This is a genomic window from Streptomyces sp. RerS4, assembly GCF_023515955.1.
Lineage (GTDB): Bacteria > Actinomycetota > Actinomycetes > Streptomycetales > Streptomycetaceae > Streptomyces.
The window spans coordinates 906068-917972 of the sequence record NZ_CP097322.1 but is presented as its reverse complement, the minus strand read 5'-3'; the positions used below and the strand labels follow the sequence as shown (position 1 = coordinate 917972).

General features: G+C 73.2%; 13 protein-coding genes and 2 pseudogenes. 13 read left to right on the top strand and 2 right to left on the bottom strand.

Annotation, left to right across the window (positions count from 1 at the left end; genetic code table 11):
- The first annotated feature begins 8 nt into the window (after positions 1 to 8).
- From M4D82_RS04175 to M4D82_RS04150, 7 genes and pseudogenes are all read left to right on the top strand, one after another.
- The gene (locus M4D82_RS04175; protein ID WP_349637114.1) at positions 9 to 287 is read left to right on the top strand and encodes an SHOCT domain-containing protein; all 279 of its coding nucleotides are present in this window, start codon (positions 9 to 11) and stop codon (positions 285 to 287) included.
- A 55-nt stretch (positions 288 to 342) separates the two neighbouring features.
- Positions 343 to 813, top strand: a complete 471-nt coding sequence (locus tag M4D82_RS04170) for a pyridoxamine 5'-phosphate oxidase family protein (RefSeq protein ID WP_249764724.1) — start codon at positions 343 to 345, stop codon at positions 811 to 813.
- A 221-nt stretch (positions 814 to 1034) separates the two neighbouring features.
- Positions 1035 to 1484: a universal stress protein gene (locus tag M4D82_RS04165; protein ID WP_249764723.1), complete on the top strand. Its 450-nt coding sequence runs from the start codon at positions 1035 to 1037 to the stop codon at positions 1482 to 1484.
- Between the two features lie 140 nt (positions 1485 to 1624).
- The gene (locus M4D82_RS34540; protein WP_502988870.1) at positions 1625 to 1930 is read left to right on the top strand and encodes a hypothetical protein; all 306 of its coding nucleotides are present in this window, start codon (positions 1625 to 1627) and stop codon (positions 1928 to 1930) included.
- Positions 1930 to 2349, top strand: a pseudogene (locus M4D82_RS34255) (HAD family hydrolase); the annotation flags it as partial. The gene M4D82_RS34540 and the pseudogene M4D82_RS34255, both read left to right, overlap by 1 nt.
- A gap of 82 nt (positions 2350 to 2431) precedes the next feature.
- The gene (locus tag M4D82_RS04155) at positions 2432 to 2656 is read left to right on the top strand and encodes an HAD family hydrolase (RefSeq protein WP_249764722.1); all 225 of its coding nucleotides are present in this window, start codon (positions 2432 to 2434) and stop codon (positions 2654 to 2656) included.
- Positions 2653 to 5052: a glycoside hydrolase family 65 protein gene (locus M4D82_RS04150; RefSeq protein ID WP_249764721.1), complete on the top strand. Its 2400-nt coding sequence runs from the start codon at positions 2653 to 2655 to the stop codon at positions 5050 to 5052. The genes M4D82_RS04155 and M4D82_RS04150 overlap by 4 nt, the downstream gene beginning before the upstream one ends.
- A 9-nt stretch (positions 5053 to 5061) precedes the next feature.
- Here M4D82_RS04150 and M4D82_RS04145 read toward each other — a convergent pair whose 3' ends face one another.
- Positions 5062 to 5649: a class I SAM-dependent DNA methyltransferase gene (locus M4D82_RS04145; RefSeq protein ID WP_249771447.1), complete on the bottom strand. Its 588-nt coding sequence runs from the start codon at positions 5647 to 5649 to the stop codon at positions 5062 to 5064.
- Between the two features lie 139 nt (positions 5650 to 5788).
- On the opposite strand from M4D82_RS04145, the gene M4D82_RS04140 reads away from it, so the two are divergent.
- From M4D82_RS04140 to M4D82_RS04125, 4 genes and pseudogenes are all read left to right on the top strand, one after another.
- A complete protein-coding gene (locus M4D82_RS04140) occupies positions 5789 to 6730 on the top strand; it encodes an oxygenase MpaB family protein (RefSeq protein ID WP_249764720.1) in 942 nt (313 codons plus the stop codon).
- Positions 6712 to 7470 (top strand): annotated as a pseudogene (locus M4D82_RS04135) (serine/threonine-protein kinase); the annotation flags it as partial. The gene M4D82_RS04140 and the pseudogene M4D82_RS04135, both read left to right, overlap by 19 nt.
- A 199-nt stretch (positions 7471 to 7669) precedes the next feature.
- Entirely contained in the window at positions 7670 to 8812 is a 1143-nt protein-coding gene (locus M4D82_RS04130; protein ID WP_249764719.1) for a tetratricopeptide repeat protein, read from the top strand.
- Positions 8809 to 10407 (top strand): phytoene desaturase family protein, encoded by a 1599-nt coding sequence (locus M4D82_RS04125; RefSeq protein ID WP_249771445.1) that lies wholly within the window; start codon positions 8809 to 8811, stop codon positions 10405 to 10407. The genes M4D82_RS04130 and M4D82_RS04125 overlap by 4 nt, the downstream gene beginning before the upstream one ends.
- 40 nt (positions 10408 to 10447) lie before the next feature.
- Here the strand turns inward: M4D82_RS04125 and M4D82_RS04120 are convergent, their stop codons facing one another.
- Positions 10448 to 10891 carry a nitroreductase family deazaflavin-dependent oxidoreductase gene (locus tag M4D82_RS04120; RefSeq protein ID WP_249764718.1) on the bottom strand — a complete coding sequence of 148 codons (444 nt, stop codon included), beginning with the start codon at positions 10889 to 10891 and terminating at the stop codon, positions 10448 to 10450.
- A gap of 144 nt (positions 10892 to 11035) precedes the next feature.
- Here M4D82_RS04120 and M4D82_RS04115 point away from each other — a divergent pair, with 144 nt between their 5' ends.
- Together M4D82_RS04115 and M4D82_RS04110 are read left to right on the top strand one after the other, a co-directional pair.
- Positions 11036 to 11431: a VOC family protein gene (locus tag M4D82_RS04115; protein WP_249764717.1), complete on the top strand. Its 396-nt coding sequence runs from the start codon at positions 11036 to 11038 to the stop codon at positions 11429 to 11431.
- Between the two features lie 101 nt (positions 11432 to 11532).
- A complete protein-coding gene (locus M4D82_RS04110) occupies positions 11533 to 11886 on the top strand; it encodes a hypothetical protein (protein ID WP_249764716.1) in 354 nt (117 codons plus the stop codon).
- The last annotated feature ends 19 nt before the right edge of the window (positions 11887 to 11905 follow it).

The window sequence follows — 11905 nt, the reverse complement described above, 5'->3', positions numbered from 1 at the left end:
GAGATGTACTGGAACGGTCACGGCATGGGCGCCTGGGGCTGGTTCGCAATTCCCTCACGACACTGATCGTCTGGGCCCTGATCATCGCAGCGGCCGCCCTCGTAATTCGCGCCCTCAGACGAGACGCTACGGACGGACGAACGGCACTCGCCCCGCCTACTGCCTCCGCCAAGGGGGCCGAGACCCTTCTGGCGGACCGCTACGCCAGAGGCGAGATCGACGACGAGGAGTACACCCGGCGGCTCGCGGTACTCCGCAGCCACGCCCCCGGGACCACGTCCCCGTGAGATGCCATCGGCGGGTACGGTCCCGCCGTCCCTCCGCTACACCAAGGTGCCCGTGATGGAGATCCATGCGGCCGGTACGATCAGCAGTCCGGCTTGGCCCCGCAGGCCGGAGCGGCAGACGGAGGAACTCGCCGCGGCTGAGGCGCTGGAACTGCTCGGCACCGTGGAACTGGGCCGCATCGTCTTCACCCGCCACGCGCTGCCCGTCGTCCGCCCGGTCCACCACCTCCTCGACGCCGGCGACATCATCATCCGCGTCCATGACGGCTCGACGCTGACGGCCCTGCTCGCGGCCCAGGAAGGCCCGGGAGTCGTCGTCGCCTACGAAGCCGACGACATCGATCCGGACGAACACCTCGGGTGGAGCGTGGTCGCCACCGGCTACGCCACCGCCGTCACCGATCAGGACGAGATCGAGCGCTACGCGCATCTCCTGCGACCTTGGGTCGAGGGCACGGCTTCAGGTGCCGTCCGGATCAGGCCCGACGTGGTCACCGGCTTCCGCCTGCGTGAGCGTAGCCCGTAGCGGTCGGCCCCCTCGCTCGCTTCAAGCGCATGTGCCCGTTCGCGCTGCACGATGGTGCGGCAGAGGCCGCGTGGAGTCCCGAAGGAGTCAGCGTCGTGGTCGCCGGGTCGTAGTGAGGTTTCGGCTCCTCCGGCAGCGGCATCAAACGGTTGCCAACCTCGCATGGCGGTGTGTTCGCGGCTCGGACACTGTGGAGGTATGGGCGTCGGAAGGTGAAGGCGATGGACAGGCAGGATGGGGCTCCACGGGTCGTGGTGGGCGTCGACGGCTCGCCCTCTTCCCAGGCCGCGCTGCGCTGGGCGGTCCGGTACGCGGGCCTCGTGGGCGGGAGAGTGGAGGCGGTCGCGGCGTGGGACGTACCCGGCACGGCGTCGTGGTCGGCCCCGGCGGTGGATACCGCATTCGACGAGGAAGAAGCGGAGCGGCGTCTGGTCGAGGAGGTCCGTGCGGTCCTCGGCGAGGAGGGCGGCTCCCTGGTCCACGAACGCCTGGTGCGTGGCAATGCCACCGAGGTCCTGGTGGACGCGGCCGAGGGCGCCGACATCCTGGTCGTGGGCAGTCGCGGCCGCGGCGGCTTCCGCAGGGCCCTGCTCGGTTCGGTGAGCCAGCAGGTGGCGCTCCATGCTCCCTGCCCGGTGACGATCGTCCGGCCGGACGTGCCTGTCGAGTGACGCCGGGCCCCGACGCGGTGACGTCGGCCGGGTCGGCCAGCAGAACGCCGGCTGACCGTCCGGCCCATGCCCGCCCGCGTTCCACGACGTCAGGCCGGAGGTGACCGATACCCGGCGAGACAGGAAGGGAGGGCGACGTCATGAAGGCACTCGTCTTCCACGGTCCGGGACAGATCTCCTGGCAGGACGTTCCGGACCCCGACATCAAGGACGCCGCCGACGCGGTGGTCCGTGTCGAAGCCGGCACCATCCGCGGCACCGACCCGCACATCGTCAAGGGCTACGTGCCGGAGGAAGTCGTTGAAGTCGTCGGTGTCACCGACGGCGAGGACATCCGGCGGCTGGACGCCGTGGCGCGCTCCCTGCCCTGGGCGGGCGGCCGCCGTACGCACTGGATGCCGGTCGCCCTCGTCCGGATCACCGGCCGCCGCGTGGTGCGTCGGTGATGCGGATCCGGGCCGTCGTCTTCGACACCGACGGGGTCCTGCTCGATTCCGCGGTGCTGCACGCGGCCGCCTGGAAGGCGGCATTCGACGGTTGCCTGGAGGTGTGGGGAACCGGCGGAGCGCGCCAACCGCCCTTCGACGCCGAGCGGGAGTACCGGGAACTGGTCGACGGCAAGCCCCGGTACGGCGGGGCCGCCGACCTGCTGGCGGCGCGGGGGATCGGCCTGCTCCCGGGCACACCCGACGACGAACCCGGCTGCGCCACGGTGTGGGCGGTCGCGGCCCGCAAGGAAAGGGCCTTCACGGAGATCCTGCGGGACCGGGCCGTCGAGCCGTTCGCCGACGCGGAGCCGGTCCTCGCAGCCCTCTCGGCGGCAGGGGTGAGGTGCGCTGCCGTGTCCGCCTCCCGCCATGCCCGTCCCCTGCTGGAGGCGGCCGGGCTCCTCGGGTCGTTCGAGCTCGTCGTCGACGGAATTCCGGGAAGCGGCCCGGCGCCTGGGAGTGGAGCCCGCGCACGCGGCCGTGGTGGAGGACGCCCTCGCCGGCGTGGACGCGGGCCGGCGCGGCCACTTCGGCCTGGTCGTCGGCATCGACCGCGCCGGGACGCCCGGCGGGGGTGCGGCCCTGCGCGAGCACGGCGCCGACGTGGTGGCCGCCGATCTGAGCCCGCTGCCCGACCTGGTGTCGGGCCTGATGTCGGGCCCGATGTCGCGGGGGCGACCATGACCTCCCCCTGGAGGTGGGAGTACGACGCCTACGACCCGAAGACGGAACGGGTGGTGGAAGCCCTGTGCACCCTGGCCAACGGCAGGTTCGCCACCCGCGGCGCCGCGCCGGAGGCGTCCGCCGACCCGGTCCACTACCCGGGGACGTACGTGGCGGGCTGCTACAACCGCCTCACATCGGAGGTGGCGGGGAAGCGACTCGACAACGAGGACATGGTCAACCTGCCGAACTGGACGCGGCTGCGCTACCGCTGCCTCCCGGACGACGGTCCACCGGGCGACTGGCTGACGCCGGACGCACCGGGGCTGCGGCACTACCGCGTCGTCCTCGACCTGCGCGCCGGGACACTCACCCGACGCATGGAGTTCCGCGACGAGAACGGCCGCCGCCTCGGCGTCGCGCACACCCGGATCGTCCACCTGGGCGACGCGCACCTGGCCGCGCAGCGCACCACGTTCCGCGCGTACGGGTGGAGCGGTCACATCGAGGTGGAGTCGATCCTCGACGGCGACGTGATCAACGCCGGCGTCGAGCGGTACCGGCATCTCGACGGACGTCACCTCACCGGTCACCGCTCCGGAGTCGAGCCGGAAGGCGTGGCGTGGCTGTCCTGCCGGACCTCCTCGTCGCTGATCGGCATCGGCCTCGCGGTCAGGACCACGACCCGGCCGCTCGTCTCCGCCCGGAGCGGCTGTACCCCCACCACCACGGTGCAGGCGTACGCACTGCCTCTCACCCCCGAGCACTCCGCCACCGTCGTGAAGACGGCCGCCCTGTACACCTCGCTGGACCGGCCGCCCGGTGACCCGCTGTCCCTCGCCGTCGACCGGGTCAAGGCGGCGCCCGCCTTCCCCGCCCTGCTCGCCGCCCACCGGGCCGCGTGGGAACACCTGTGGAGCCAGGCCGAGTCGCGTGTCCCCGGCGAGGCGGGCCGGATCCTGCGGCTGCACCACTTCCACCTCCTGCAAACCCTTTCCCCGCACACCGCGGAACTCGATGCCGGCGTGCCCGCGCGGGGGCTGCACGGGGAGGCGTACCGCGGTCACGTCTTCTGGGACGAACTCTTCGTCATGCCCTATCTGACCCTGCACTTCCCGGAGGTGGCGCGAGCCCTGCTCATGTACCGCCACCGGCGCCTGCCCGCCGCCCGGACCGCCGCGCGCCGCGCCGGGATGTGGGGTGCGATGTTCCCCTGGCAGAGCGGCAGTTCAGGGGAAGAGGAGACGCAGTCCCTGCACCTCAATCCCCGGTCGGGCCGCTGGCTGCCCGACCACTCGCGCCTCCAGCGCCACGTCGGATCGGCCATCGCCCTGAACGTCTGGCGCTACGGGAGCACCACCGGGGACACCGGCTTCATGCACGGCCCCGGGGCGGAACTGCTCCTGGAGACCGCCCGCTACTGGGCGGCGGCCGCCGCCTACGACGTGTCGTACGGGCGCTACCGGATCCGCGGCGTCCTGGGCCCGGACGAGTACCACGACGCCTACCCCGACGCGGCGCTGCCCGGCATCGACGACAACGCGTACACCAACGTGACCGCCGCGTGGGTCCTGGCGCGCGGCCTCGACCTGATCGACGACCTGCCGGCCACCCGACGCGAGGAGCTCCGCAGCAGCCTCGGCCTCGACCGCGGGGCGCTCGACCGGTGGGAGGACGTCTCCCGTCGCCTGTACGTGCCCTTCCACGCCGGCGTGATCAGCCAGTTCGAGGGTTACGGGGAGCTGGCCGAGCTGGACTGGGAGGCCTACCGCGCCCGTTACTCCGACATCCGCCGCCTCGACCGGATCCTGGAAGCCGAGGGCGACACGGTCAACCGCTACCAGGCGTCCAAGCAAGCCGACGCCCTCATGCTCGGCTACCTCTTTCGGCCCGCCGACCTGCGCGACCTGTTCGGTCGCCTCGGCTACCGCCTGGACGACGCCGTGTGGCGGGCGACCGTCGCGTACTACCTCCGGCGCACCAGCCACGGATCCACGCTCAGCAGCCTGGTCCACGGCTGGGTCCTCGCCCGCCAGGGCGGGGAGGACGCCTGGCGGTACTGCGAGGAGGCCCTGCTCAGCGACGTGACCGACATCCAGGGCGGGACCACGGGCGAGGGGATCCACCTCGGGGCGATGGCCGGCACCCTGGACCTCGTCGAACGCGCCCTCACAGGTCTGGAGGCGGGAGGCGAGGGCCTGCGTATCGACCCGGTGCCGCTTCGGGAGATCCCGCGCCTCTCGTTCACGTTCTGCTACCGCGGCCGGCACGGCATCCGCATCCGGGTCCTGCCGGGTCGCCTGGGCATCATGGTTCCCGAGGGGCCCCAAGGCCCTCTGCCGCTGATCCTGCCGGGAGAACGCCAGGTCACCGTGGCTCCGGGCGAGGAGCACTGGTTCCGTTCGGCCCCCGGCTGACCCTCCCCGTCAGGACTTGCGCAGCAGGAGGTGTCCCCGTTCGAAGCGTTCGCCCTCCAGGGGGCGGCGCCGCATGCGGGCCACCTCCTCGAAGCCGGCGTCCGTCGCCATCCGTGCCAGGTCGTCGATCGGCCACCGGTAGGCGGTGGTGACCGCGTGGTCGAAGGGTGCGACCGGCTCGCCGTCCGAGGCGAAGAAGGCGAGGAGGAGGTGGCCGGCCGGGGCCAGGCTGCGATGGAACTCCGTGAAATACGACGGGACTTCGGTCGGTGGCGCGTGAATGATCGAGTACCACGCGACGATTCCGCCGAGTGCCCCGTCGGCGACCTCCAACGCGGTCATCGAGCCGATGGTGAACCGCAGGTCCGGCCGGACCCGGCGGGCGTGCTCGATCAGGGCCCGCGACAGGTCGACACCGAACACGTCGAGCCCGAGGTCGCGCAGGTGGGCCGTCATGTAACCGGGTCCGCAGCCCAGGTCGGCCACGGGGCCGGTCCCGGTACGCCGTACGAGTTCCGCGAACGCCGCGAGGACGGACCGGTCGAGCGGGAGGGAGGCGAGGGAGTCCTCCGCGACGGCGATGTACGCGGAGGCCATGGCGTCGTACGCCCGCGCCGTCCTGATCGACCGGTATGAGTCGGGACTGTTCACTCCCGGATCGTACCCCGGACCGGGATGAGGGAGAGATGATGTGAACGTCCCACTGGGCAGGCACCGGCAGGGAGGCGGCGGGCGGATGAACGGATCCCCGAACGAGGGCGCGGACCCCGGGCTCTACGGCCCGAGGTCGGTCACCTGGCAGTGCCACGGCGACCCGGTCATGTGGATCGCCGGCGTCCGCGCGCTCCACCTCCAGGCCCTGCACCCGCGCGCCGTGCGCGGCGTCGTCCGGAACTCCGACTTCACACAGGACCCCTGGGGCCGGCTCCTGCGCACCGCCGACTTCGTCGGCACCCTCACCTACGGCACCACCGAGGCCGCCGAACGCGCCGGCGAGCGGGTCCGCGCGATCCACCGGCGACTTTCCGCCGAGGACCCGGACACTGGCGAGCGCTTCTCCGTGGACGACCCGGAGCTCCTCCTGTGGGTGCACTGCGCGCAGATCGACAGCTTCCTGCACGTCCTGCGCCGCTCCGGCGTCCCGCTCACCCCGGATCAGGCCGACCGCTACGTGGACGAGAACCGCGTCAACGCCCGCGTCGTCGGCCTCGACCCGGCCGGCGTGCCCGCCGACACCCGGCAGCTGGCCCGCTACTTCGAGCAGGTCCGACCCCACCTCGCCGCCGGGGCCGACGCCCGCGCCGTGGACGACTTCCTGCGCGCCCCGCCCGTCCACCCCCTCCTCGTCCCTGGCCGAAACCTGCTGTGGCGTCCCCTGGCCGCACTCGCCTACGACACCCTCCCCGACTGGGCGCACCGCCTCTACGGGCGCCCCGCCCCGCCCCCGCCGGCCGTCACCCGGCGGCTACGCCTCACCGGTCGCGTGCTGCGCAGCATTCCCGCAGGTCTACGCTGGCAACTGCCTCCAGGTCACATCTTGAAGGCGATACGTCGCCTGGGCCCCGGGAGTCGCCCCTCGACGTACACACTGCGTACATCAGCGGCCATACTGGACCGCCCGGGGAGGGCGCGGCACGACGACGGGGGCGGCTTCAAGACATGGCGGAGTCCAGACTGATCCAGGGCCGGTATCGGTCACTCGATCTGATCGGGCGAGGCGGTATGGGCGAGGTCTGGCGTGCCCGCGACGAGTCGCTCGGCCGGCAGGTCGCGGTCAAGTGCCTCAAGCCGATCGGCGCCGAACAGGACGCGCACTTCACCCAGGTCCTGCGCGAACGCTTCCGCCGTGAGGCGCGCGTCGCCGCCTCGCTCCAGCACCGCGGGGTCACCGTCGTCCACGACTTCGGCGACGACAGCGCCGGCGGCGGACCCCTCTACTTGGTCATGGAGCTGCTCGAAGGCCGCAACCTCAGCCAGCTGATGGAGGACAACGAGGCCCGCCCGCTCCCCGTCGACGTGGTCCTGGACATCGCCGAGCAGATGGCCGCCGCCCTCGGTTACACGCATGACCAGGGCGTCGTCCACCGCGACCTCAAGCCCGCCAACATCATGCGGCTCACCGACGGCACCGTGAAGATCTGCGACTTCGGCATCGCCCGCCTCGCCCACGACATCGGCTTCACCGCCAAGCTCACCGGCGGCGGCATGGCCATGGGAACCCCGCACTACATGTCCCCCGAACAGATCGCGGGCGGTGAGGTCGACCACCGCAGCGACCTCTACTCCCTCGGTTGCGTCCTCTACGAGATCGCCACCGGCGCCCCGCCCTTCGACCTCGGCGACTCCTGGTCCGTGCTGGTCGGCCACCGCGACACCGCGCCCGTACCGCCGCGCGCGCACCGGCCGGAGCTGCCCGACCACTTCGAGCGGATCGTCCTGGAACTGCTGGCCAAGCGCCCCGAGGACCGCCCCGGCGACGCCCGCCACGTGCACCGGCGCCTGGTCGAGGCACGGCTCGGCGCGGGCCGCGCCGCGGGCGCGCACCCTCCGCTGCCCGCGTGGGCCGCCGGGATGACGGCCGGACGCAAGGCCGGGATCGACGCCCGGCCGGCCAGCGGTGAGTGGGCGGTGCTCACCGGCTCCTGGACGGCGGCCCGCCCGACGGCGGCCCCGACCCGCGCACGACCCGCCCACCGACCCCGGCACGCGGTCGATCACCCGCCCCGCGCCCACCGACGACCCCCGCCTCACCGTCGCCCACGGGTTCGCGCCGACCACCCTCGCGGCCGGCTCCGCGCGCCCCGGCGCCCTCGCCGCCGGACACACCCGCGCCTTCGCCCTCAGCCGCGCGGGCCGCCCCGAAGAGGCCCTGGCCGTGTACGCGGCCGTCGCGCGGGGCCGGGCGAAAGTGCTGGGCCCAGACCACCCCGACACCCTCGCGGCCCGCCAGGAGGAGGCGTACGAACTCGGTCGGCTCGGCCGGCACGGCGAGGCGTACGAGCGCTACGAGGCCGTGCTCGACGCCCGCGTCCGCACCATGGGCCCGCGCCACCCCGACACCCTGCGCTGCCGCCACAACCTGGCCTGCGCGCTCGGCGCCCTCGGCCGGCACGCCGAGGCCCACGCCACCGCCGCCGAAGTGGCCGCCGACCGGGCCGCCGTCCTCGGCGCGGAGCACGTGGACACGCTGCACACCCGCTACGAGGCGGCGTACGCCCTCGGCCGGCTCGGCCGTTGGGAGGAGGCACTGGCCGGGTTCCGGCACGTGGCCGCCGTACGCGAACGCTTCCTCGGCCGGGACCACCCCGACGTCCTCGCCGCCCGCTACGAGATCGGCATCGCCCTCGGCCGCACCGGCCGCGCGGCCGAGGCCCTCGACCTCTTCCGGGCCCTGGTCCGCGACCGCACCCGGGCCTACGGCGCCGGCGACCCGGAGACCCTGCGCGCCCGCCACGTCCTCGGCGTCAACCTGGGCCGCCTGGAACGGTGGGAGGAAGCCGTGGCCGAGGCCCGCGCGGTGGGCGAGGCCCGCGCCCGGGTCCTGGGCGCCGAGCACGCGGACACCCTGGTCAGCCGCCGCGAACTGGCCGTCGGGCTGGGCCGGCTGGGCCGCTGGGACGAGGCGCTGCCCATCTACCGCGACCTGTCGGGCATCCGCGAGCGCTCCCTCGGCGACGAGCACCCCGACACCGTCCTCGCCCACGCCGACGAGGCGCACTGTCTGGAGCGGCTGGGCCAGGTGTGTTACCAAGAGCCATGACTTCCCTCACGGGCTCCCGGGGTTTCGCGCACGAGGTGTACGACGCGGTGATCGTCGGAGGCGGTCACAACGGCCTGGTCGCCGCCGCCTACCTGGCCCGTGCGGGCCGGTCGGTGCTGGTCCTCGAACGCCTCGGCCGCACCGGCGGCGCCGCCGTCTCCACGCGGCCGTTCGCCGGGGTCGACGCCCGACTGTCGCGCTACTCCTACCTGGTCTCGCTGCTCCCCGCGAAGCTCGTCCAGGACCTGGGCCTGCGGTTCCGGGTCCGCCGGCGCACCGTGTCCTCGTACACGCCCTACGCCGCCGGCGGGCCCGGAGGTCGGCGCGGCGGGCTGCTCGTCGGCGGCGGGGAGGCCCGTACCCGTGAATCCTTCGCCCGACTGACCGGCTCGGAGCGGGAGTACGAGAGCTGGCGCGCGTTCTACGGGGCCACCGGGCGGTTGGCCCGCGCGGTCTTCCCCACCCTGACCGAGCCGCTCCCCACCCGCGCGGAGCTGCGGGCCAGGGTCGACGACGAGGACACGTGGCGGATGCTGTTCGAGGAGCCGCTCGGGCGGGCGGTGGAGGAACGCTTCGCCGACGACCTGGTGCGGGGCGTGGTCCTGACGGACGGGCTGATCGGCACGTTCGCCGACGCCCACGACCCCTCCCTGGCGCAGAACCGCTGCTTCCTCTACCACGTCATCGGCGGCGGGACCGGGGACTGGGACGTGCCCGTCGGCGGCATGGGCGCCCTCACCGACGCCCTGGCCGACGCGGCGCGGGCGGCCGGAGCCGAGATCGTCACCGGGCACGAGGCGCTACGGATCCACCCGGACGGCACGAAGCCGGTGGAGGTGGCCTTCCGTACGGCGAACGGCGAGGGCTCCGTCAGGGGCCGGACGGTCCTGGTGGGCGCCTCCCCGCAGGCGTTGGCCGACCTCCTCGGGGAAGATCCGCAGGACGCCGCGGCTCCCGAGGGCGCCCAGCTCAAGGTCAACATGCTGCTCCGGCGGCTGCCCAGGCTGCGCGACACCTCGGTGGACCCCCGCGAGGCCTTCGGCGGCACCTTCCACATCGCCGAGGGGTACGAGCAACTGCGCCGCGCGCACGGGGAGGCGGCCGCCGGGGAACTGCCGTCCGTACCGCCCTCGGAGATCTACTGCCACTCCCTGGCGGACCCCTCGATCCTCGGGCCCGACCTCGCGGAACAGGGCTACCAGACCCTCACCCTGTTCGGACTGCACACCCCCGCGCGGCTGTTCGCACACGACAACCACCAGGCGCGCGAGGTGCTGCTGACGGCCACCCTCGCCCAACTGGACGAACACCTCGCCGAACCGCTCACCGACTGCCTGGCCTTCGACGCGGACGGCCGCCCCTGCATCGAGGCCAAGACCCCGCTGGACCTGGAACGGGAACTGCGCCTGCCCGGTGGCCACATCTTCCACCGGGACCTGTCCTGGCCCTACGCCGGCCAGGACGGCGGCCCCGGCCGCTGGGGCGTCGAAACCGCCCACCCCACCGTCCTGCTGTGCGGAGCCGGGGCGGTGCGCGGCGGCGGCGTCAGCGGCATTCCGGGCCACAACGCGGCGATGGCGGCGCTGGGCCGCTGACGTCGGACGGTTCGCCGACCTCAGACGGGCTCGCTGAACCTCAGACGGGCTCGATGACGACGATCGGGATCTCCCGGTCCGTCTTCGTCTGGTACTCGTCGTACGCCGGCCACTCCTTGACCATCAGGGGCCAGTAGGCGCAGCGTTCGTCGGGCGTCGCGGTGCGCGCGGTGGCCCGCATGACGCGGGGGCCGACCTGGATGCGCACGTCCGGGTGGGCCGTCAGGTTCCGGTACCACAGCGGGTGCTCGGCGGCGCCGCCCTTGGAGGCGACGACCAGGAAGTTCCCGTCGGCCTGACCGTAGATCAGCGGCGTGCGCACGGCCTGTCCCGAGACGCGTCCGACGGTGGTCAGGAGCAGGGTGTGGGTGCCGTTCCAGGCGTGGCCCTCGGCGCCGTTCGAGGCGACGTACTGCCGGGTGTGGTCGAGCTGCCAGCCGGAGCTCGGGTCCTTGGGGCGGTCCCAGTCGATGTCGGTGGTCATGGTGGTGGCCTGCCTTCGTCTTTGAAGAGTCAACGTTCCCGACAACGAGCGTCAACGCCGGTGGGCACGCTCGGCATTCCGGTGTGGTCGCGTGAACAGCCTTTCGCGATGCCGCGTGGCGCGGCGCGGACGTAGGATCGCACCGTGATCGCCGAACTCCAGTGCGTCGTCCTCGACTGCCCCCACCCGCTCGCGCTCGCCGAGTTCTACGCGGCCCTGCTGGGCGGCGAGGTCAACCGACCCGACCCGCGCTGGTCACTGGACGCGGACTGGACCACCCTGCACACCCCGGCCGGGACGGTCCTCGCCTTCCAGCGGGTCGCGGACCACCGCCCGCCCCGGTGGCCGGACCCGGCCCACCCCCAGCAGTTCCACCTGGACCTCGGCGTCCCCGACCTCGGACGGGCCCGGGAACAGGTGCTCGCCCTGGGCGCGACCCCGTTGGAGGAGGGCCCGCCGGAGCGCGGCTGGGACGTCTACGCCGACCCGGCGGGCCACCCGTTCTGCCTGGTCCGCCACGCGGCACCCGGCGCCGCCTGAGGGCCGGCGTGGAAATGCGTGGCCGCGAGGTCGCGGCCGCGGCTAGGGTCGGGCCTCTGACCAGCCGTTACGGCGGCCCCGACGACGAGTGAGCGCATGCCATGACCGGCCGACAGGACACGACGACCCTCTGCCGCCCGACGGGCCCCGAGGAACTGGAGCTGGTCCGTGGGTCGAACTGGCGTGCGTGGCCGCCCCGGCTGCCCGAGCAGCCGATCTTCTACCCCGTCCTCAACGAGGACTACGCCATCCGTATCGCCCGGGACTGGAACGTCCGGCACAGTGGCGTCGGCTTCGTCACCCGCTTCGAGGTCGACTCGGAGTTCCTGAGCCGCTATCCCGTCCAGCAGGCCGGCGGGCGGACGATCCTGGAGCTGTGGGTGCCGGCCGAGGAGCTCGACGTGTTCAACGAGCACATCGTCGGCGAGATCGAGCTGGTCCACACCTTCCGCTGAGGCGGGTTCCGGGGGTTCG